Here is a 20,394-nt window from a genome sequence, read left to right on the forward strand (position 1 = left end):
ATGTCCGCACCACCCGTGGCGCGCACGCGCCGCCGTCGGCCCGCCTGGCTGCCGTACCTGCCCTACCTGATCCCCGGCGCGGTCGGGTTCGTCCTGATCATCGGGTACCCGCTGGTCACCAACGTCTACATCAGCCTCTTCTCCTGGCCCGGCGGCCTGGCACCGCTGGAGTGGGTCGGGTTCGACAACTACGTCGCCCTCTGGGGCGACTCCGCCTTCTGGACGTCGTTCCGGAACTCCGTCGCGATGATCCTGGCGATGGTGGTCGTGCCGACCCTGATCGGTCTCCTCCTCGCCGCGGTGCTCTTCGACTACCTCGGGCGGCGCTTCGGCGCCCGGGTGGCGTCGGTGCTGCGGGCGACGTACTACCTGCCGCAGATCCTGCCGGTCGCCGTCGCCGGCGTGCTGTGGAACTGGATCCTCAACTCCCAGACGGGAGCCCTGAACGTCATCCTTCGAGGTCTGGGCGTCGAGAACCCGCCCAACTGGCTCGGGGACCCGGCGACAGCGATGCCGAGCGTGATGCTCGTGCTCATCTGGGTCCAGATCGGCTACCCGGTGGTGATCTTCATGGCCGCGCTGCAGCGCGTCGACCCGGAGCTCTACGAGGCCGCCGAGCTCGACGGCGCGGGCTGGTGGCGGAGGTTCCGGGCCATCACCGTCCCGCAGATCAGGCCGGAGACGTTCGTCGTGACGCTCACCTCGACGGTCGCCGCGCTGAAGGTGTTCGGCCCGATCTACGTCCTGACGCGCGGTGGACCGGAGAGCTCGACGCTCGTGCCGAGCTACTACTCGTACCTCAACTTCTTCGACAAGTCCCGGGTCGGCTACGGGTCGGCGGTCGCGACCGTGCTGACCGTCGTGATCATCGCGGTGGCCGCGGTGATCCTCGTCCTGCAGGCGCGAGCCGAACGCCGTGAGGAGGCCGGACGCTGATGGTCACCGACACCCGCTCCACCACCGAGGTGGTACCGACGACGCCGGCGGCGACCGGCGTGCACCCCCGGAGGCGGCGACGTCGCGGCGCGGCCCGCTGGTTCGTGCTGGCCGCCGCGGTCGTCGTCGCGCTCGCGATGCTCGCCCCGTTCGTCATCATGGTCCTCAACGCGGTCAAGTCGCCGGCGGACTACGCCCAGAACGGTCCGTTGAGCCTGCCCGGTTCGCTGTACCTGGACGGGATCGTCACCTTCTGGCAGCGCGTGGACTTCCCCGTGAAGCTCTGGAACTCGTTCTTCATCGCCGGCGTCGTCGCCGTGCTGGGGTGCCTGATCTCGCTGCTCAACGCCTACGCGATCGGCATCGGCAAGGTCAGGGGCAGGCTCTGGATCGTGATGCTGTTCCTGCTGGCGAACATGCTGCCCCAGGAGGCGCTGATCTACCCGCTGTTCGACATGGCGCGGCAGGTGGGCCTGACGAACTCGCAGTGGTCGGTCATCATCATCTTCACGGTGGTCCAGTCGGCGTTCGGCACCTATCTCCTGGCGTCGGTCCTCGGCACGTTCCCGCCGGCGCTGCTGGAGGCCGCCGCCCTCGACGGAGCAGGCCGGTGGCGCATCCTCTGGCAGGTCGTCTACCCCATCGTGCGGCCCACGCTCGGCGTGCTGATGATCTTCTTCTTCATCTGGACCTGGAACGAGTTCTTCATCCCGTTGGTGATGCTGACGACGAACGACACCCAGACGATCCCGATCGCCCTGGCCTCCCTGCAGGGCGATCGCATGATGGATGCACCGACGACGAATGCCGGCGCACTGATCTCGCTCCTTCCCGCGCTGATCTTCTTCCTGCTCTTCCAGCGCACCTTGACCCGGGGCGTCACCGCGGGAGCGGTGAAGTGAGCCCGACGCCCCGCACCACCACCGACGAGAAGGTGAACCGACCATGAAGTTCACGGACGGCTACTGGCAGTCCAGGCCCGGCATCGAACCGCTCTACGCCGTCGAGGTCGACGACGTCCGCGTCGACGAGACGGCGGGCACGATGACGGTCTTCGCCCCGACGACCGTGATCCGCCACCGGGGCGACACGCTGAACAGGCCTCTGCTCACCCTGACGTACTCCTCGCCGGCGCCCGGTGTGGTCACCGTGCGCGTCGAGCACCACGCGGGCGGGGTGCGCCGCGGCCCGGACTTCGCGCTGCACCGCGAACCCGGCTTCGTGCCGGTGGTGAAGGTCGACGAGGCCGCCGGCGTCCTCGAGACCGGTGGGCTGACCGTCCGCGTGCACCGGCAGGGGCCGTGGCGAGTCGACTTCGAGCTGGACGGCCGGGTGCTGACCTCGAGCCTGCCGAAGTCGGTGGCGGCGGTCTCGGGGGACGACGGCGGGCACTGGATGCACGAGCAGCTCGCGCTGGCGCCGGGCGAGCACGTGTACGGCCTGGGGGAGCGGTTCGGCCCGTTCGTCAAGAACGGTCAGGAGGTGGACGTCTGGAACGCCGACGGCGGCACCTCCAGCGAGCAGGCGTACAAGAACGTGCCCTTCTACCTCACCAGCGGTGGCTACGGGGTGTTCGTGGACCAGCCCGAGAAGGTCTCCCTGGAGATCGCCTCCGAGGTGAGCTCACGCGTGCAGCTCTCGGTGCCGGGCCAGTCGCTGACCTACCACGTCGTCGCCGGCCCGGAGCCCAAGGACGTGCTGCGCCGGTACACCGCGTTGACGGGGCGTCCGCCGCACGTGCCGGACTGGTCCTACGGGCTGTGGTTGTCGACGTCCTTCACGACGGACTACGACGAGCGGACCGTGATGTCGTTCATCGACGGGATGGCGGAGCGCGACCTGCCGTTGAGCGTCTTCCACTTCGACTGCTTCTGGATGCGCGAGTACCAGTGGTGCGACTTCGAGTGGGACCCGCGGACGTTCCCCGACCCGGAGGGCATGCTCGCCCGCCTGCACGAGCGTGGCCTGAAGGTCAGCGCCTGGATCAACCCGTACATCGCCCAGCGCTCGCCGCTGTTCGCCGAGGCCGCCGAGCGGGGATACCTGCTGCGCACGGACGACGGCGGCACCTGGCAGTGGGACCTGTGGCAGGCGGGCATGGGCCTGGTGGACTTCACCAACCCGGAGGCGACGGCCTGGTACCTCGGGCACCTCGAGCGCCTGCTGGACCAGGGTGTGGACTGCTTCAAGACCGACTTCGGCGAGCGGGTGCCGGTCGAGGGCGTGGTCTGGCACGACGGCTCCGACCCCGAGCGCATGCACAACTACTACGCGCAGCTCTACAACGAGGCCGTCTTCGGTCTGCTGGAGCGCCGCCGCGGGACGGGGGAGGCGGTGGTGTTCGCCCGGGCCGCGACCGCCGGCGGCCAGCAGATGCCGGTGCACTGGGGCGGGGACTGCGACTCCACCTACGCGGCGATGGCCGAGTCGTTGCGGGGCGGGCTGTCGCTGGCGATGTCGGGGTTCGGCTACTGGAGCCATGACATCGGCGGCTTCGAGGGGACGCCGGACGCGGGCGTCTTCAAGCGGTGGCTCGCCTTCGGGCTGCTGTCGAGCCACTCGCGGCTGCACGGGTCGTCGTCGTACCGGGTGCCGTGGGTGTTCGACGACGAGGCGGTCGAGGTCGCGCGCCGTCTCACCCACCTGAAGATGCGGCTCATGCCCTACCTGGGCCGTCTCGCCGAGGAGGTCGTCGGGGACGGGACCCCCATGATGCGTCCGATGGTGCTCGAGTTCCCGCAGGACCGCGCGACGTTCGGCGTGGACACGCAGTACACGCTCGGCGACGCGCTCCTCGTCGCCCCGGTCTTCAGGGAGGACGGCACGGCGGAGGTGTACGTGCCCGAGGGCCGCTGGACGCACCTCGACCCCGGTGCGGTCGCCGACGGCGGTCCGATCGACGGTGACGTGGTGACCGGACCGCGGTGGGTCACCGAGACCCACGGGTTCGCGAGTCTGCCCCTGCTCGTGCGACCGGGTAGCGTGCTGCCTGTCGGGGCCCGCACCGACCGTCCCGACTACGCCTGGGCCGAGGACGTGACGCTGCACTGCGTGGAGCTGGCAGTCGGTCACGACTCCGAGGTCCGTGTGCCCGGTGGCGAGGGCGCACCGGCGACCTTCCGTGTTCGACGCACCGAGGACGCCGTCGTCGTCTCGAGTGGGAACGCTTCCACCCGATGGGCGGTTCAGGTCGGTGGCCTGCGGACCGAGGCCATCGGTCCGGGAGAAGTGAGGATCGACCTGTGAGCACCATCAGCACGACCGGACAGTTCCCGCCAGGATTCCTGTGGGGCACCGCCACCGCGGCCTACCAGATCGAGGGGGCGGCCGCCGAGGGTGGCCGCGGGCCGTCGATCTGGGACACGCTGTGCCGCGTGCCCGGCGCCGTCCAGGGTGGGGACACGGGCGACGTCGCCTGCGACCACTACCACCGCTGGGCGGAGGACGTGGACCACCTCGACCGGCTCGGGGTGAGCGCCTACCGGCTGTCGATCTCCTGGTCGCGCGTGCAGCCCGGTGGACGCGGCCCGCTCAACCGTGAGGGGGTGGAGTTCTACCGCAACCTCCTCGACGCGCTGCGCGAGCGGGGCATCACCCCGTACGTGACGCTCTACCACTGGGACCTGCCCCAGGAGCTGGAGGACGCCGGCGGCTGGGCCGTGCGGGAGACCGCCGAGGCGTTCGCCGACTACGCCCGCGCCATGGCCCGTGAGCTCGGCGACCGCGTGGCGCTGTGGACCACCCTCAACGAGCCCTGGTGCTCCGCCTACCTCGGGTACGCCTCGGGCGTCCACGCACCGGGCCGCACCGAACCGGCCGCGGCGCTCGCGGCGGTGCACCACCTCAACCTCGCCCACGGCCTGGCCGTGCGCGCGATCCGCGAGGAGATCCCGGGTGCGGCCTGCTCGATCACCCTGAACCTGCACGTGTTCCGGGCGGCGTCGGGCTCGGCGGCGGACGCGGACGCGGTGCGCCAGGTCGACGGTCTGGCGAACCGGGTGTTCCTGGGGCCGTTGCTCGAGGGCGCCTACCCGGCCGACGTCCAGGCCGACACCGCGGGCGTCTCGGACTGGTCGTTCGTGCTGGACGGCGACCTCGAGCTCGTGCGCCAACCGCTCGACGTGCTGGGGGTCAACTACTACTCGTCCACGCGGGTGCGCCGCTTCGTCGGCGACGGCGAGCCGGTGCGCGCCGACGGGCACAAGACGACGGCGGTCTCGCCGTGGGTGGCCGCCGACGACGTCGAGTTCCTCCCGCAGCCCGGCCCGCGCACGGCGATGGGGTGGAACGTCGAGCCCGCCGGGCTCACCGAGCTCCTGCTCGGCCTGCACGAGACGTACCCCGACCAGGCGCTGGCGGTCACCGAGAACGGTGCGGCGTTCGACGACGAGGTCGTCGAGGACCCGGCGCTGGGCATCGACCGGGTCCACGACGTGGCACGGGTCGCCTACCTGCGCGACCACGTCGCCGCCGTCGCTGCGGCGATCGACGCGGGCGCGGACGTGCGCGGCTACTTCGCGTGGTCGCTCATGGACAACTTCGAGTGGGCCTACGGCTTCTCCAAGCGGTTCGGCCTGCTGCGCGTCGACTACCCCACCGGCGAGCGGACGTGGAAGGACTCGGCGTACTGGTACGCCCGGCTGGCACGCAGCGGGCGTCTCCCGGCCGTGTTCGAGGCCGGCCCCACCGACTGACGACACGCCGGCCGACGACGCGCCCGGGTGTGCTCGACACGCCCGGGCGTCGTGGTGTGAGGAAGATCTGAGGCTCGGCGCTGCCAGGCGACCCGTAGCCGACCCGCAGACGACGCCCGTCGTCGTGCACAGGGTGTGGACCGCCGTCGTCCACGAGCTGTGGACGACGGCGGGCGAGCCGCACCAGCGCGCCCTCCGTGCGGCCTGCGAACGGTGGACCACGGGGTGGACGACGAGGGTGTGTCAGGGGCTCGTGCGACGATGCTCGCAGGTCTTCCCGAGGGCTCCTCCGAGGGCTCGCAGGGGCCATTCCGGGCGAATCACACCGGTGTAACCACAACAGTGTCGACCACTACATGTCGTGGGCGAGCGTCCGGCAAACACTAGGTGTAGTGTTTGAGGCACGCGGAAGCCACCGGCAGCCGCGGCAACAACATCGGCGTAGTTCCACTGGTGTCGTCACTGGTCACAGGCTCTCGGCAAGGGTGCCGACGGCCGACAGCGGCGGGCCGGGGACAGTCGCCAGGAACCACCAGACATGACACGGGACGACCGCCGATCGGGCGGCGAGACAGGGAGTGCGACATGAGCGTCACGGTCTACAGCAAGCCGGCCTGCGTGCAGTGCGATGCGACCTACCGCGCCCTCGACCGCAAGGGCGTGGAGTACACGGTCGTGGACATCACCGAGGACGCCGAGGCGCTCGAGATGGTTCGCGGGCTCGGGTACCTGCAGGCCCCCGTCGTCGTCGCCGGCGACACGCACTGGTCGGGCTTCCGCCCCGACCGCATCAGCGCCGTCGCCGCGCAGCAGGCCGTCTCGGCCTGATACTGCTCCGGCCCGGTCGCGGGTGCACCTCCGCGACCGGTTCGGCACGGCAGCACGTCCTTCGGGGGGAGGGTGACATGGGGTCGCTCGTCTACTTCTCCAGCGTGTCGGAGAACACGCACCGGTTCGTCCAGAGGCTCGGGCTCGAGGAGCTCGGGATGTCGGTCCACCGCATCCCGGTGCGCCCGGCCGACGGATTCCTGACGGTCGACGAACCGTACGTCCTCATGGTCCCCACCTACGGCGGGGGCAACGAGGGCGGTTCGGTGCCCCGCCAGGTCCGCCGGTTCCTCGGCGACACCCACAACCGGTCGTTGATCCGCGGCGTCATCGCTGCGGGCAACACCAACTTCGGCGCTGCCTACTGCATCGCCGGTGACATCATCTCGGCGAAGTGCCAGGTGCCGTACCTGTATGCCTTCGAGCTGCTCGGGACGGCCGAGGACGCCCAGCGCGTCCGTGACGGATTGGGACGATTTTGGCAACGACAGTCACTGATCTCGGCGTGAGCAGCACGCCCGGAGCGACCGAGCAGGACAGCGCGGTCGCCGTGCCCCTGCAGCAGTCGGAGCTCGACTACCACGCGCTCAACGCGATGCTGAACCTGTACGGTCCGGACGGCAAGATCCAGTTCGAGAAGGACCGCGAGGCGGCGTCCGCGTACTTCCGGCAGCACGTGCTGCCGAACACGATCGAGTTCGACACGCTCGACGCGAAGCTCGACCACCTGGTCGAGAACAAGTACTACGACCCGGCCGTGCTGGCGAGGTACTCCCGCGCGTTCGTCAAGGAGCTGTTCCAGCGCGCCTACGCCGCGGACTTCCGCTTCGAGTCGTTCCTCGGCGCGTTCAAGTACTACACCTCGTACACGCTGAAGACCTTCGACGGCAAGAAGTACCTCGAGCGCTTCGAGGACCGTGTCTCGATGGTCGCGCTCGGCCTCGCGGACGGTGACGAGCAGACGGCGCGCGACATCGTCGACGAGGTCATCTCCGGACGCTTCCAGCCGGCGACCCCGACCTTCCTCAACGTCGGCAAGGCGCAGCGCGGCGAGCCCGTGTCCTGCTTCCTGCTGCGCATCGAGGACAACATGGAGTCCATCGCGCGCGGCATCAACTCCGCGCTGCAGCTGTCCAAGCGGGGTGGCGGCGTCGCCCTGCTGCTGAGCAACGTGCGCGAGCACGGCGCGCCGATCAAGCACATCGAGAACCAGTCCTCCGGCGTCATCCCCGTGATGAAGCTCCTGGAGGACTCCTTCTCCTACGCCAACCAGCTCGGCGCGCGCCAGGGCGCCGGGGCGGTGTACCTGCACGCGCACCACCCGGACATCCTGCGGTTCCTCGACACCAAGCGGGAGAACGCCGACGAGAAGATCCGCATCAAGACCCTCTCGCTCGGCGTCGTCATCCCGGACATCACGTTCGAGCTGGCCAAGCGCAACGAGGACATGCACCTGTTCAGCCCGTACGACGTCGAGCGCGTCTACGGCAAGCCGTTCGCGGACATCTCGATCACCGAGAAGTACGACGAGCTCGTCGCCGACGACCGCGTCCGGTCCACGACGATCAAGGCGCGCGACTTCTTCCAGACCATCGCCGAGCTGCAGTTCGAGTCCGGCTACCCGTACGTCATGTTCGAGGACACGGTGAACCGGGCGAACCCGATCGCCGGGCGCATCACCCACTCGAACCTCTGCTCGGAGATCCTGCAGGTCTCCACCGCCTCGACGTTCCACGAGGACCTGTCCTACGACCACGTCGGCCGTGACATCTCCTGCAACCTCGGCTCCCTCAACATCGCCAGGACGATGGACTCGCCGCACTTCGGCCGGACCATCGACACGGCGATCCGCGCCCTGACGGCGGTCTCGGACCAGACGAGCATCGAGTCGGTGCCGTCGATCAAGCGTGCCAACGAGCTCGGGCACGCGATCGGGCTCGGTCAGATGAACCTGCACGGGTACCTGGCCCGCGAGCGGATCCACTACGGGTCCGACGAGGGCATCGACTTCACCAACATCTACTTCTACACGGTGGCCTACCACGCCATCGCGGCCTCGAACAGGCTGGCGAAGGAGCGCGGCCGGGCGTTCGGCGGGTTCGAGGACTCGACCTACGCCTCCGGCGAGTACTTCGACAAGTACACCGACGCGGAGTGGAAGCCCGCCACCGCTCGGGTCGCCGAGCTCTTCTCCCAGGCGGGCGTGCACATCCCGACGCAGGACGACTGGCGCGAGCTCAAGGCCTCCGTCATGGAGCACGGCATCTACAACCAGAACCTCCAGGCGGTGCCCCCGACCGGGTCGATCAGCTACATCAACAACTCGACGTCCTCCATCCACCCGGTGGCGGCGAAGATCGAGATCCGCAAGGAAGGCAAGCTCGGGCGTGCCTACTACCCGGCGCCCTACATGACGAACGACAACCTGGAGTACTACCAGGACGCGTACGAGATCGGCTACGAGAAGATCATCGACACCTACGCGGCGGCCACGCAGCACGTGGACCAGGGTCTGTCGCTGACGCTGTTCTTCCCGGACACCGTCACCACCCGCGACGTCAACAAGGCGCAGATCTACGCCTGGCGCAAGGGCATCAAGACGCTGTACTACATCCGCCTGCGCCAGCTGGCGCTGGAGGGCACCGAGGTCGAGGGCTGCGTCAGCTGCATGCTCTGACCTCCTGGGGGCGGGCGCCGCGCGCCCGCCCCGACCTCTTCCGCCTCACGTTCTCGAAGGACCCTGCCATGTCGCCCACGGGCAAGCTCAAGCTCATCGACCGCGTCACCGCGATCAACTGGAACCGCGTCCAGGACGAGAAGGACCTCGAGGTCTGGGACCGCCTGGTCGGCAACTTCTGGCTGCCGGAGAAGGTGCCGGTGTCCAACGACATCCAGTCGTGGCACACGCTCTCGGACGCCGAGAAGGTCATGACCACGCGCGTCTTCACGGGCCTGACGCTGCTGGACACGATCCAGGGCACGGTCGGGGCGGTGTCGCTCATCCCCGACGCGATCACGCCGCACGAGGAGGCGGTGTACACCAACATCGCGTTCATGGAGTCGGTGCACGCCAAGAGCTACTCCTCGATCTTCTCCACCCTCATCTCGACCAAGGAGATCGACGAGGCCTTCGCCTGGTCCGAGGAGAACCCCGCCCTGCAGCGCAAGGCCGAGATCGTCCTGGACTACTACCGGGGTGACGACCCGCTCAAGCGCAAGGTCGCCTCGACCATGCTGGAGTCGTTCCTGTTCTACTCGGGCTTCTACGCGCCGATGTACTGGTCGAGCCGCGCCAAGCTGACGAACACCGCCGACCTGATCCGCCTCATCATCCGCGACGAGGCCGTGCACGGGTACTACATCGGCTACAAGTACCAGAAGGGTCTCGCCCAGCTCACCTCGGCGGAGCAGGACGAGATGAAGGGCTACACGTTCGAGCTCCTCTTCGAGCTGTACGAGAACGAGGTCGAGTACACCGACGCGCTCTACGGCGAGCTGGGGCTCACCGAGGACGTCAAGAAGTTCCTGCGGTACAACGCCAACAAGGCCCTGATGAACCTGGGCTACGAGGGCCTGTTCCCGAAGGACGAGACGGACGTGAACCCGGCCATCCTCGCGGCGCTCAGCCCGAACGCGGACGAGAACCACGACTTCTTCTCAGGCTCCGGGTCCTCCTACGTCATCGGCAAGGCCGTCGAGACCGAGGACGACGACTGGGACTTCTGACCTCGTGTCGGACACCCGTCGCCCGTCGCGGCTGATCAGAGGCCCGGAACCGCAGATCCCTGCGGTTCCGGGCCTCTTTGCGTGCCGACTCTCCCTGGACACAGGAGGTCGGAGACGGACGGGAGCACCCGTTCGGTCGTGCCATCGCGCGTCAGGCGTGATGAACCGGGCTCGTCGCTGCAGAACCGCTCACCGCCCGTCGAGCACCGCTCCTCGAGCAGGGCTCAGACGCCCCCCGTTCTGACCTCCGGAGCGAAGGGGTACCTCCTCAAGCGACGCAGAACTCGTTGCCCTCGGGGTCGAGCATGACGACGTGACCGAGAACTGAACCGCGTTCGTCGGCGTACTCCTCCTCGCGCACGGTGGTCGCCCCCGCGGCCTCGAGCTCGGCGACCTTCGCGCGGATCAGGTCGGCCCGCTGGAGCCAGTCCCACGGTGGTTCGCCGGCAACCCGGATGTCGATGTGGAAGCGGTTCTTGGACGTCTTCGGCTCCGGGACTCGCAAGAAGCCGATCGCCGGGCCGGCTCCGTCCGGGTCGACCAACGAGGCGCCGTCGGCGTCGTCATAGCCCGGCTCTGGGACGTACCCCAGCGCCAGCGCCCAGAACTCAGCAAGCCGCAGCGGGTCGCCGGCATCCGCCCCGATGCTCCAGTGCACAGCCATCACCCGATCATAGAGCGGGCCGCCCTGAACCGCTGCTGACTCACCTGCACCCGACGCCGGCCGCGGGCCGCCCGCAGGAGCCGAAGGGCCTTGATGCCTCTCCCGGGTCTGTGCTCGACCGCCGGACTGCGTCGGGCGGACGACGGACCTCTTCCCGACCCGGCTTGACCCTGTGCCAGCCACATGGTCTTCACTCGGCGTGCCGGTGTCCACGCGGGCATCCGTGCGCGAGGACCGGGTCGGCATCGACGTCACGACGTCGACCGTGGTGAACCTGGCGCAGTCGTACACATCGACGGAGGGGTTCATCATGACCACGCAGAGACAGCGAGCAGCCATCGTCACCGGCGCGGGAAGCGCACAGGGGATCGGGTTCGCGGCAGCCCGTCTTCTCGGGGCCGACGGCACCCGGGTGGTGATCACGTCGACGACGGATCGCATCTTCGAGCGGGTCGCAGAGCTGCGCGCCGCCGGTGTCCGAGCCGAAGGGGTGGTGGCCGACCTCACCGACCAGGCGGGTGTCGACGCCGTCGTCGCGTGCGCGACGGACTCGTTCGGTGGCGTGGACATCCTCGTCAACAACGCCGGGATGACCTCCGTGTCCGACTCGTACGCGTCGGGCACCGCCGGTGCACTCTCCCGCAACCACTGGCAGGCCTCGATCGACCGGAACCTGACCACGACGTTCCTCATGACCCGTGCGGTGACGGGCCGCATGCAGGCTGCCGGCTACGGCCGCATCGTCAACGTGTCCTCGGTGTCGGGGCCCGTCGCCGCCTACGGTGGCGACGTCGCCTACCACGCGGCGAAGGCCGGCATCGTCGGGCTGACGCGCGCGATGGCGATCGACACCGCCGCAGCAGGCGTCACGGTGAACGCCGTCGCCCCGGGATGGATCGACACGGCGTCCGCCTCCGAGCACGAGCGGGTGATGGGCGCGGCAACACCTGTCGGTCGGTCCGGCACCGCGGACGAGGTGGCCTACGCGATCGCGTTCCTCGCCGGTGAGGGCGCGTCGTACATCACGGGACAGCTCATCACGGTCGACGGGGCGAACACCATCATGGAAGAGCGAGGGCGTTAGACCCCCGGCGGAGCTGCTCGCGTCGACGAGGTCGCGGCACGGGAACGGCGGGCCCTCGTGAGAGGGCCCGCCGTTCGTCGTGGTGCGTGCTCGGTCGAGAGTGCTCAGCCGGCGTCGAGGATGTCGACGACGAAGATCAGGTCCTCGCCGGCGAGCTCGTGGGAGCCGTCGGCCTCCGCCCCGTAGGCCTGCTCGGCCGGGACGACGAGGAGCACCTGGCTGCCCACGGCCTGGCCGGCCAGGCCCTCGATCCACCCGGGGATCATCTGGGCCAGGGGCCGGGAGAACGGGTCGCCACGCTCCCAGGACGAGTCGAAGACCTCGCCGTCGAGCGTCCAGCCGGTGTAGTGCGCGGTGATGGTCTGCTCGGCGTCCATCTCCTCGCCCTCGCCCTGGATCAGGGTCTGCACCACGAGCTCGTCCGAGCCCTCGTAGCCGTCCGGGATCTCGACCGACGGCGCACCCTGGTCGTCGAGCGTCACGGTCGGCAGGCCGTCGGCGGGCTCGACGGCCTCGCCCTCGGCGCGCGCCGGGATCTCGACGGCCTCGGTGATCTCCACGAGGTTGACGACCGTCGACGGCTCGTTCTGCGCGTCGTAGGTCGGGTTCGCGATGAGGAACCGTGTCCCCACGGACTGGCCCACCAGGGGCGCGGTGAGCAGCTCGTAGGTCGGGTCGCCGAGCAGGAAGCTCTCGGGGTAGTCCTGCTCCCAGGTGGAGCCGATGCGCTCCCCGGCGGCGTCGTAGGCGACGTAGTGCATCGTGACCTTCATGCCCTCGGTCAGCTCGTCGCCGTCTCCGGAGTCGACCACGACGGTGGTCGGCACGGACACCTCGAGCGCGTCGAACGCGAGCTCGGGCTCGTCGCCCACCTCGCCGGTGACCTCGATCGCCTCGACCGCCGCGATGTCGGCCTCGGTGGGCTCGGCCTGCCCCGGGGCGGCGGCGGACTCCGAGGCCTCGGCGGAGGCTTCGGCGGACGGGGAGTTCTCCTCGGGCGCGCCGCTGTCGTCGGCGCAGCCCGCCAGCACGAGCGAGGCGGTCAGCGCGACGCCTGCGGCGGCGGGGATACGGAGCTTCACGGGTTGCCCTTCGGTCGACGGTGGATCCGGCATACTCTAACGGCCGAACCTGGGCACCCTTTCCCCGGTTGCGGGTCGTGCGCGCACCGTGCCAGGACGCGTGACAATGGACGGTATGCCGTCGCGTCGACCGTCCCGGAAGCGTCCGTGGGGTGCGGAGCACCAGCCCCTCGACATGGACCGCGCCCTCGGCGGTGTCCGCCGGGTCAGCGCCGGCGACGGTGAGTGGACCGTCCGCCGGGTCCGGGGCAGCGACAAGGTCTACACCTGCCCCACCTGCCGCCAGCAGATCCCGCCGGGCACGCCGCACGTGGTCGCCTGGGCCGTGGACGCGCTCGGGGGAGAGGCTGCCGGGCTGGAGGCACGGCGGCACTGGCACTCGTCGTGCTGGGAACGGCGCGAGCGCCTGCGCTGACCTGCTGGGGCGCTCTCGTCCCGGCGAGCGTGAGCCGGCCGCCGAACTAGGCTGGGAGGGTGAACGACGACGCCACCGGACACCAGATCCGCTCGATGACCGTCCTGCCCGCACGTCGTGAGGACGTCGAGCTGCACACCGCCGACGGGCTCACGCTCGTCGGCGAGCTGGCCCTGCCGGCCGAGAACGATCCGGCGGCCAGCCTGCTGACGCTCCACCCGCTGCCGACCCACGGCGGGTACATGGACTCGCACGTCTACCGCAAGGCGGCCTGGCGGCTCCCGGCGCTGGCCGACCTGGCGGTGCTCCGTTTCAACACGCGCGGGACGTCGTCCCCCCGGGGCACGTCCGAGGGCGAGTTCGACGGCGGGGAGGCGGAGCGGTTCGACGTCGCGGCCGCGCTGGAGCTCGCCGAGTTCCGCGGGCTGCCGCACCCGTGGTTGGTGGGCTGGTCCTTCGGGACGGAGCTGGTGCTCAAGCACGGTGCCGACCCCAGCATCGAGGGCGCGATCCTGCTCTCGCCACCGCTGCACCGCGCCACGGACGACGACCTGGACCGTTGGGCGGACTTCGGCAAGCCACTCGTCGTCCTGGTCCCCGAGCACGACGACTACCTGCAGCCCGCCGAGGCGCGCGAGCGGTTCGCCCGGGTGCCCCAGGCCGAGGTGATCGGGGTCGACGGCGCCAAGCACCTGTGGGTGGGGGAGCCGGCCGTGCGGCGGGTGCTCGACGAGATCGTGCAGCACGTGCGACCGGGGCACGCCCCGCTGCCCGTGCGGTACGACGGCGAGGTGCAGCAGGCCTCGGACCTCGCCCCGGCCACGACGAGAGGATGAGGACGATGACGAGCCCGACCTTGGCGACCTTCCAGCTGCGAGACGGTGCCGGTGTGCCGCTCGTGCTGTTGCACGGCTTCCCGCTCGACCATCGCATGTGGGCGGCGATGGTCGACGAGCTCCCGCCGGGGCCGCGGATCGTCGCCGTGGACCTGCCCGGCCACGGCCACAGCGACCTGGGCCACCTCCCGCCGAGCCTGGACGCCGCCGCCGACCTCGTGCACACGACGCTGCGCGGGCAGGGGGAGGGGCACGCCGTCGTGGTCGGGTTGTCCATGGGCGGCTACGTGGCGCTCGCGCTGGCCGAGCGGCACCCGGAGTTCGTCCGCGGGCTCGGGCTCGTCGACACGAAGTCGACGGCGGACGACGACGAGGTGCGCGAGGTGCGGCAGCAGGTCGCCGCCGCCGTCACGAGCTCGCAGAACCTCGACGCGGTGATCGGGATGGCGGCGAAGCTGCTCGGCCCCACGTCCGAGCGTGAGCGACGGGTCCACTACCCGGCCGTCTACGAGTGGATCCGGTCGCAGTCGGTGGCGGGCGTGGCCTGGGCGCAGCGGGCGATGGCCGCCCGGCCGGACCGGACCGCCGTGCTGCGGTCCTTCACCGGGCCGGTCGCCGTCGTCGTCGGCGACGAGGACCGCATCACCCCGGAGGAGGACGCCCAGCACATGGTCGACGCCGCCGTGGACGCGACGCTGACCGTCGTGCCGGGCGCAGCCCACCTGAGCGCGCTCGAGGAACCTGCCGTCGTGGCGAAGGCGCTGGTCGACCTGTACGGGCGCGTCCACCGGCCCTGACCGGGCGCCGGCCCCGGGACACCCGACTACCGGGATCCCGGGACGGCGGCGGCCACGATCAGGCGCGGCTGGGAGCCGTCTCGTCGGTGGGCGAGGTGCTCTCCTCGGCGGACTGGGCCGAGGCCGCCCGTGCCCGCTGACCGGGCGTCTGGTCGAGGGCGGCGACGGCCGGGCTCTCGCTGCTCTCCGTCGCCCGGTCGTCCGCGCTCTCCGAGGAGGGCGCCGCCACGGTCTGCACGGGCGTCTCGTCGGACGACTTCTCGGTGCCCAGCAGGCTGCGGAGCTCCTCGAGGTACGAGTTGATCGAGTCGTGCCGGCGGGTGAGGTCCTCGAGCTGGCGCTCGGACGTCGTGCGGCTCTGCTCCGCCTCGGCCTGCGCGTCGGAGACCGTCTGCTCGGCGAACGTCCGTGCCTCGGCCACGATCTTGTCGGCCGTGCGACGGGCGTCGGCGACGAGCTCCTTGACATAGGTGTCGGACTCGGTGCGGACCTGGTCGGCCTGCTGGAGCGCGATGGCGACCCGCTTCTCGGCCTCGGCGGCGTGCTCCTCGGCCGCGGCGACGAGCCGCTCCGTCTCGGCCCTGGCGACCTCGTGCCGTTCGAGCGCCTCGGTCTCGACGCGCTCGCGCGTCTGCGCCGCCTCGAGCTCCGCGTCGGACAGCGCACGGCGTGCCCGTTCGCGCAGGTCCTCGAGCTCCGTCGTCACGGCGTTGGCGGCCTCGGCGGCCTGGTGCTTGGCGTCCGCGACGATGCGCGCGGCCTCGCTGCGGGTCCGCTCGAGCAGGTCGTTGGACTCGCGTTCCGCCTCCTCGCGCAGGGCTGCGGCCTCGGCCGCGGCCTCGGCGCGCAGCTGGGCGACCTCGCGGTCGGCGGTGACCCTCGCCTCGGTGACCTCCCGCTCGGTGGTCGAACGCAGGGTGCCGATCTCACGTTCGAGGCTGGCGCGACGCTCGCTCTCCTCCGTGGTGAGGGTGCTCATGATGAGCGCCGACTCCCGCTCGGCGGAACCGACCAGCTCCTCGGCACGGCGCTGCGCGCCCTGCAGCGTGCCCTCCGCCTCGGACGCCGTCGTCGACCGGATCTCCTCGGCCTCGCGGCGTGCGCTGGACAGCAGCTCGGACGCCTCGGTCTCCGCGCGCTGGCGCACCTGCCCGGCGGCCAGCTTCGCGCGGGCCATGACGTCCGACGCCTGCTGGTTGGCCTGCGTGAGGACCTCCGCGGCCTGCTCGTCGGCCGACCGCAGCAGCCGCTCCGCGCGGGCGCCGAGGCCGGCATAGGAGGGCTTGTCGTTCTCCCGGAGCTGGCGGTGCGCCTCCGCGAGCTCCGAGGAGAGCTGCATGGCGCGGGAGTCCGTGGCCTCGACGTTGCGTCGTGCCTCCTCCACGGCCTGCTCGAGTCGGGAGATCTGGTTCTCGACCGCAGCGCGGTCGTAACCACGCATGGTGATCGGGAAGAGCGTGCGCTCGTCGGACACGTGTAGACCTCCGTCTGTCGTGGGTGTCCAGGCTCCGGCCTACGATAGTGGTCGCTGACGGCCTCCGACACCTGAACCGTCCGTGAGATCCACCCGAAAGGGAAAGATCGACCGCTGCGGTGGTCGTGCCACCCGCAGTCGTGGGAGGCTCGGAGACGCTGGTACCGGACTCGTGAAGGGTTCGTGAACCGATCCGTCCGAGGAACCTTCCTGGTCCAGGGGGATCGCCACGCCTCCCTATCCTGAGGAGTCCACGTCGAAGGGAAGCTTGGTGCTGCAACGCATTCTCGGTGCCGTCCTGGTCGTCGCCGGCCTGGCCGCCATCGCGTTCGGGGTCGCGACCGCGACCGTCCTGCGCGAGTCGGACACGGTCGTCGCGACCGCTCGGCCCGTCGGTGACGGCACGGTGGTGGTCACCGACCCCGGGGTCCTCGACCTCGTCGACGCCGACGTCACGGTCACGGCCTCCGTCCCTGCGGGGCAGGAGGTCACGGTGGTCGTCGGTCGCGACGTCGACGTCCTCGGGTGGCTCGAGGGCGACCCCTACGCCCGGGTCACCGGGCTGGCCGACTGGGAGACGCTCACGACGTCGGCGGTGACGCCGGAGGAGGCCGAGGATCCCGAGGCCGAGCCCGCGGAGGGTGACGCCGAGGAGCCGCAGGACGTCGAGCTCCCGGACCCCGCCGGCTCGGACATGTGGATCACCGAGCTCACGGCGGCCGAGCAGGTCAGCCTGCGCTGGAACGACCGCCCGGGCCCGTGGGTGCTGCTCGCGGCCGGCACCGGTGCCGCCCCGGCCGACGAGGCGGACGAGGAGGCGGAGGAGGAAGGCACCGAGGCGTCCGACGCCGACGCGCAGACCGAGGCGTCCGACGCCGACGCCGTGGCTCCCACCCTGGAGCTCACGTGGGAGCGCGAGGTGAGCACGCCGCTGCTGTGGCCCGCGGTGGGGCTGGGAGGCCTCCTGCTGCTCCTGGGCATCGTGCTCGTCGTCGTCGGCGGGCGGCGGAAGAAGAGGTCGCGTCGGGGGAGCGCTGCTCCGGCTGCCGGCGCTGCGGCGGCCGCGGCCGGTGCGCCGTCGGCGTTGTCCGGCGACAGCCCGATCGCCCCCGACTCCCCGCTGTCCCCTGACTCGCCGGCGTCGCCCGCGTCGCCCCTCGGCTCGGCGGGCGGGGCATCGCCCTGGGCCGCCCCGGGCGCCGAGCAGGCACGGCCCACGCCCGTGGAGGAGCCGGGCGGTGCGTGGGAGCCCGCCACGGCGACCCGGCCCGACCCCGTCGCGCCGGAGGACGAGGGTTCCGGGACCGCACCCGTGCCCGTCGCCGGGCGCTTCTCACGACGCTCCCGGCTGCGGCCGACGCGGTCGGCGCCCGAGGTGCCGCTGCACGACGAGGGCGGGTCGCCGGACGTCGTGGAGGAGCACCAGGACGATGCGCCGGCCACGACCACGGGCTCGATGCCCGCGCTCGCCGACGGCAGGCCCCTGACGCGGCGTGAGCTGCGCCGTCGCGAGGAGGAGCGCCGAGCCGGTGCGCAGTCCGGGATGAGCCGGGCGTTCCGTGCGCTCACCGGTCAGACGCCGGTGGTCCCGCCCGCGGACGCGGCACCACCGGAGGTGGCCGACCCCCCCGCGGCCCCGGGCCGCCGGGCTGCTGCGTGGCGCGAGACCTGGGGTTTCGACGCCACGAGCACCGCGCAGGACGCCTCGCAGGACGAAACGACCGAAGGGGGGACCCGATGATCGCCCGCAGCACGCGCGCCACGCGTCGCGCCACCGCCGTCGCCGGCGTCGCGGCCACCGCAGCGCTTCTCGCCGGATGTGCCCAGGAGCTGCCGACCCCGTCGGCGGACGAGCCCTTCACCGGTCCGGTGCTGACCCTGGACCAGGAGGTCGCGGTCGTGGAGGACGTCGCGGCCGTGCTGGAGGAGGCAGAGGCCGAGGCATCCCCGAAGCTGCTCCGCGAGCGGGTCGCCGGTCCCGCCTTCGAGGTCCGCCGGAGCCAGATCGAGGTCGCCGCAGAGCTCGACGACGACTCGTTCGTCACCCGGATCCCCACGGATCTCGCGGCGACGATCATCCCGACGACCGAGACGTGGCCCCGGGTGTCCTACACGATCACCCAGCCCACCGAGAACCTCGAGGCTCACCGGATGGTGGCCTACCAGCAGGAGTCGGCGCGGGAGAACTACAAGCTGTGGCTGTGGGTCCAGCTCATCCCGGGGACCACGATGCCCAACTTCGCGGACCCCGAGGCGATCGGGTCGGAGGCGGTGGCCGCCGACGACGACTCGCTGGAGGTGACACCCGCCGAGGCTCTCGTCCAGTACGCGGACCTGGTCGCCCAGGGTGACGACTCGGACTACGCGGACGCCTTCGAGCTGCCCGAGGACAGCCAGGACCTCGTCAAGCGGGTGCAGGCCGACGCCCGCAACCTGCGGGGGTCCGAGGGCTTCGAGGAGGCCGACGGCCGGTACCGCCTGACCTACGCCGCGCGGGACGACGACCCCGTCGCCGTCCGCACCTCCGACGGCGGTGCCGTGGTCATGGGAGCCCTCGACGGCAACGTCCGGATCGACGTCGAGGAGGACGGCTCGATCGCCCCGTTCACGCAGACGCAGACCGCCCTGATGGACGGTGACGACGAGACGAACGAGCTGTACGTCGAGTACACCGACCAGGTGGCGCTCTACATCCCGCCCGCGGGGTCCGGCGAGCCGGTCCGCCCGCTCGGGTACTCCCACGACACGGTGACCGCCGCGAACGAGTTCCCCAGCGAGCGCAACACCGACCGTGAGGAGCCCGAGGAGTCGGAGGAGTCCGAGTGATCGGCGTGACGGCCGGAGGAGTCCCTCGCACCCGCCGGTCCTTCGTAGGATGAGCGCATGACCAACCCCGTGCCCGACCCGAGCTTCAGCCCGCGTGGCGCCGTCGACCTGTCGGCGCTGAACCGCCCGCAGTCCCCGCCGCCGGGAGAGCCGGGCGGCGCCCCCACCGCCGGTGGGTACGTCGTCGACCTCTCCGACGCGAACTTCCAGCAGGTCGTGCAGGACTCCACGAAGCACCTCGTGGTGGTCCTGCTGTGGAAGCCCACGGACCAGGCGAACGCCGACCTGGCCACCGCGCTGGGAGCGATCGCCGACGAGTACGCCGGCAGGTTCCTCCTCGGGCGGCTCGACGTGGACGCCCACCCCCAGATCGCCGCGGCCTTCCAGCCCGAGGGCGTGCCGACCGTCGTCGCCGTCCTGCAGGGGCAGCCGGTGCCGCTCTTCGCGGGTGGCGCCTCGGACGAGCAGGTCCGTGGCGTCCTCGACCAGCTGCTCGCGGCCGCCGAGCAGAACGGTGTGACGGGCCGCGCCCCCGCCCAGGGCGGGTCGGCGCCGTCGGCCGACGAGCCGGTCGAGGAGCCCGAGGCGCCGCTGCCGCCCCTGCACCAGGAGGCGTACGACGCGATCGAGCGCGACGACCTCGAGGCGGCCGCGGCAGCGTACGACAAGGCCCTGAAGCAGGACCCCAAGGACGCACAGGCGACCGCCGGGCTCGCGCAGGTGGCCCTCATGCAGCGCACCCGCGGTGCGGACCTCCACCAGGTCCGCGCGGCGGCCGCGGACGCGCCGGCCGACGTCGACGCCCAGCTCGCCGTGGCCGACATGGACATGCTGGGCGGCAAGGTGGACGATGCGTTCGCCCGCCTGCTCGAGATGCTCCCGTCGGCCGACGCCGACGCCAAGGAGAAGCTGCGGACGCGGCTCGTCGACTACTTCGAGGTCGTCGGGACCGCCGACCCCCGGGTGGGCAAGGCCCGCCGTCACCTGGCGATGTACCTCTACTGACCGCCACCGGCGCGGGCGTGGGCGAGC

18 protein-coding genes are annotated in these 20,394 nt (G+C 71.0%); 15 read left to right on the plus strand and 3 right to left on the minus strand.

From position 1 onward, the window contains the following. The 8 genes from HDG69_RS11450 to nrdF all read left to right on the plus strand — a co-directional run bounded on the left by HDG69_RS11450 (position 1) and on the right by nrdF (position 10,184). Positions 1–936, plus strand: a complete 936-nt coding sequence (locus tag HDG69_RS11450) for a carbohydrate ABC transporter permease (protein ID WP_171783892.1) — start codon at positions 1–3, stop codon at positions 934–936. Continuing rightward, complete coding sequence (locus HDG69_RS11455) at positions 936–1,838, plus strand: carbohydrate ABC transporter permease (protein WP_171783893.1); 903 nt, start codon at positions 936–938, stop codon at positions 1,836–1,838. The genes HDG69_RS11450 and HDG69_RS11455 overlap by 1 nt, the downstream gene beginning before the upstream one ends. Positions 1,839–1,881: 43 nt before the next feature. Beyond that, on the plus strand, positions 1,882–4,182 hold the full coding sequence (gene yicI, locus HDG69_RS11460; protein ID WP_171783894.1) for an alpha-xylosidase: 2,301 nt from the start codon (positions 1,882–1,884) through the stop codon (positions 4,180–4,182). Further along, positions 4,179–5,630 (plus strand): GH1 family beta-glucosidase, encoded by a 1,452-nt coding sequence (locus tag HDG69_RS11465; protein ID WP_343036398.1) that lies wholly within the window; start codon positions 4,179–4,181, stop codon positions 5,628–5,630. The genes yicI and HDG69_RS11465 overlap by 4 nt, the downstream gene beginning before the upstream one ends. A gap of 585 nt (positions 5,631–6,215) precedes the next feature. Continuing rightward, complete coding sequence (gene nrdH / locus HDG69_RS11470; protein ID WP_171783896.1) at positions 6,216–6,458, plus strand: glutaredoxin-like protein NrdH; 243 nt, start codon at positions 6,216–6,218, stop codon at positions 6,456–6,458. A 77-nt stretch (positions 6,459–6,535) separates the two neighbouring features. Continuing rightward, positions 6,536–6,967 (plus strand): class Ib ribonucleoside-diphosphate reductase assembly flavoprotein NrdI, encoded by a 432-nt coding sequence (gene nrdI / locus HDG69_RS11475; RefSeq protein ID WP_171783897.1) that lies wholly within the window; start codon positions 6,536–6,538, stop codon positions 6,965–6,967. A gap of 41 nt (positions 6,968–7,008) precedes the next feature. After that, complete coding sequence (nrdE, locus tag HDG69_RS11480; RefSeq protein WP_343036410.1) at positions 7,009–9,135, plus strand: class 1b ribonucleoside-diphosphate reductase subunit alpha; 2,127 nt, start codon at positions 7,009–7,011, stop codon at positions 9,133–9,135. 68 nt (positions 9,136–9,203) lie between these two features. Continuing rightward, on the plus strand, positions 9,204–10,184 hold the full coding sequence (gene nrdF / locus HDG69_RS11485) for a class 1b ribonucleoside-diphosphate reductase subunit beta (protein ID WP_171783899.1): 981 nt from the start codon (positions 9,204–9,206) through the stop codon (positions 10,182–10,184). A gap of 268 nt (positions 10,185–10,452) precedes the next feature. Here nrdF and HDG69_RS11490 read toward each other — a convergent pair whose 3' ends face one another. Next, positions 10,453–10,848 (minus strand): VOC family protein, encoded by a 396-nt coding sequence (locus HDG69_RS11490; protein WP_171783900.1) that lies wholly within the window; start codon positions 10,846–10,848, stop codon positions 10,453–10,455. 310 nt (positions 10,849–11,158) lie between these two features. On the opposite strand from HDG69_RS11490, the gene HDG69_RS11495 reads away from it, so the two are divergent. After that, positions 11,159–11,932: an SDR family NAD(P)-dependent oxidoreductase gene (locus HDG69_RS11495; protein ID WP_171783901.1), complete on the plus strand. Its 774-nt coding sequence runs from the start codon at positions 11,159–11,161 to the stop codon at positions 11,930–11,932. Positions 11,933–12,036: 104 nt separating this feature from the next. Here HDG69_RS11495 and HDG69_RS11500 read toward each other — a convergent pair whose 3' ends face one another. Further along, positions 12,037–13,014 carry an FKBP-type peptidyl-prolyl cis-trans isomerase gene (locus HDG69_RS11500; RefSeq protein WP_343036399.1) on the minus strand — a complete coding sequence of 326 codons (978 nt, stop codon included), beginning with the start codon at positions 13,012–13,014 and terminating at the stop codon, positions 12,037–12,039. 115 nt (positions 13,015–13,129) lie between these two features. Here HDG69_RS11500 and HDG69_RS11505 point away from each other — a divergent pair, with 115 nt between their 5' ends. The 3 genes from HDG69_RS11505 to HDG69_RS11515 all read left to right on the plus strand — a co-directional run bounded on the left by HDG69_RS11505 (position 13,130) and on the right by HDG69_RS11515 (position 15,062). Next, positions 13,130–13,429 carry a hypothetical protein gene (locus tag HDG69_RS11505; protein WP_171783903.1) on the plus strand — a complete coding sequence of 100 codons (300 nt, stop codon included), beginning with the start codon at positions 13,130–13,132 and terminating at the stop codon, positions 13,427–13,429. 95 nt (positions 13,430–13,524) lie between these two features. Beyond that, entirely contained in the window at positions 13,525–14,265 is a 741-nt protein-coding gene (locus tag HDG69_RS11510; RefSeq protein ID WP_171784055.1) for an alpha/beta hydrolase, read from the plus strand. A gap of 5 nt (positions 14,266–14,270) precedes the next feature. After that, positions 14,271–15,062, plus strand: coding sequence for an alpha/beta fold hydrolase (locus HDG69_RS11515; protein WP_171783904.1), 792 nt, complete (start codon positions 14,271–14,273; stop codon positions 15,060–15,062). A 58-nt stretch (positions 15,063–15,120) separates the two neighbouring features. On the opposite strand, the gene HDG69_RS11520 is transcribed toward HDG69_RS11515, so the two are convergent. Then, on the minus strand, positions 15,121–16,536 hold the full coding sequence (locus HDG69_RS11520; protein WP_343036400.1) for a coiled-coil domain-containing protein: 1,416 nt from the start codon (positions 16,534–16,536) through the stop codon (positions 15,121–15,123). A gap of 271 nt (positions 16,537–16,807) precedes the next feature. Between HDG69_RS11520 and HDG69_RS11525 the strand changes: the two genes are divergently transcribed. From HDG69_RS11525 to HDG69_RS11535, 3 genes are read left to right on the plus strand one after another with little or no spacing between them, the layout of a single operon-like run. Further along, positions 16,808–18,277, plus strand: a complete 1,470-nt coding sequence (locus HDG69_RS11525; protein ID WP_171783905.1) for a hypothetical protein — start codon at positions 16,808–16,810, stop codon at positions 18,275–18,277. Further along, positions 18,274–19,362, plus strand: coding sequence for a DUF8094 domain-containing protein (locus tag HDG69_RS11530; RefSeq protein ID WP_171783906.1), 1,089 nt, complete (start codon positions 18,274–18,276; stop codon positions 19,360–19,362). The genes HDG69_RS11525 and HDG69_RS11530 overlap by 4 nt, the downstream gene beginning before the upstream one ends. 57 nt (positions 19,363–19,419) lie before the next feature. Then, complete coding sequence (locus HDG69_RS11535; RefSeq protein ID WP_171783907.1) at positions 19,420–20,367, plus strand: tetratricopeptide repeat protein; 948 nt, start codon at positions 19,420–19,422, stop codon at positions 20,365–20,367. Positions 20,368–20,394: the final 27 nt, after the last annotated feature.

This window comes from Isoptericola halotolerans (assembly GCF_013149785.1).
Lineage (GTDB): Bacteria > Actinomycetota > Actinomycetes > Actinomycetales > Cellulomonadaceae > Isoptericola > Isoptericola halotolerans.

What these genes read in the sequence shown, in the direction of transcription:
- HDG69_RS11450 (WP_171783892.1), top strand. Translation starts at nt 1, where the DNA reads ATGTCCGCACCACCCGTGGCGCGCACGCGCCGCCGTCGGCCCGCCTGG.
- HDG69_RS11455 (WP_171783893.1), top strand. Translation starts at nt 936, where the DNA reads ATGGTCACCGACACCCGCTCCACCACCGAGGTGGTACCGACGACGCCG.
- yicI (WP_171783894.1), top strand. Translation starts at nt 1,882, where the DNA reads ATGAAGTTCACGGACGGCTACTGGCAGTCCAGGCCCGGCATCGAACCG.
- nrdH (WP_171783896.1), top strand. Translation starts at nt 6,216, where the DNA reads ATGAGCGTCACGGTCTACAGCAAGCCGGCCTGCGTGCAGTGCGATGCG.
- nrdI (WP_171783897.1), top strand. Translation starts at nt 6,536, where the DNA reads ATGGGGTCGCTCGTCTACTTCTCCAGCGTGTCGGAGAACACGCACCGG.
- nrdF (WP_171783899.1), top strand. Translation starts at nt 9,204, where the DNA reads ATGTCGCCCACGGGCAAGCTCAAGCTCATCGACCGCGTCACCGCGATC.
- HDG69_RS11490 (WP_171783900.1), bottom strand. Translation starts at nt 10,848, where the DNA reads ATGGCTGTGCACTGGAGCATCGGGGCGGATGCCGGCGACCCGCTGCGG.
- HDG69_RS11495 (WP_171783901.1), top strand. Translation starts at nt 11,159, where the DNA reads ATGACCACGCAGAGACAGCGAGCAGCCATCGTCACCGGCGCGGGAAGC.
- HDG69_RS11505 (WP_171783903.1), top strand. Translation starts at nt 13,130, where the DNA reads ATGCCGTCGCGTCGACCGTCCCGGAAGCGTCCGTGGGGTGCGGAGCAC.
- HDG69_RS11510 (WP_171784055.1), top strand. Translation starts at nt 13,525, where the DNA reads ATGACCGTCCTGCCCGCACGTCGTGAGGACGTCGAGCTGCACACCGCC.
- HDG69_RS11515 (WP_171783904.1), top strand. Translation starts at nt 14,271, where the DNA reads ATGACGAGCCCGACCTTGGCGACCTTCCAGCTGCGAGACGGTGCCGGT.
- HDG69_RS11530 (WP_171783906.1), top strand. Translation starts at nt 18,274, where the DNA reads ATGATCGCCCGCAGCACGCGCGCCACGCGTCGCGCCACCGCCGTCGCC.
- HDG69_RS11535 (WP_171783907.1), top strand. Translation starts at nt 19,420, where the DNA reads ATGACCAACCCCGTGCCCGACCCGAGCTTCAGCCCGCGTGGCGCCGTC.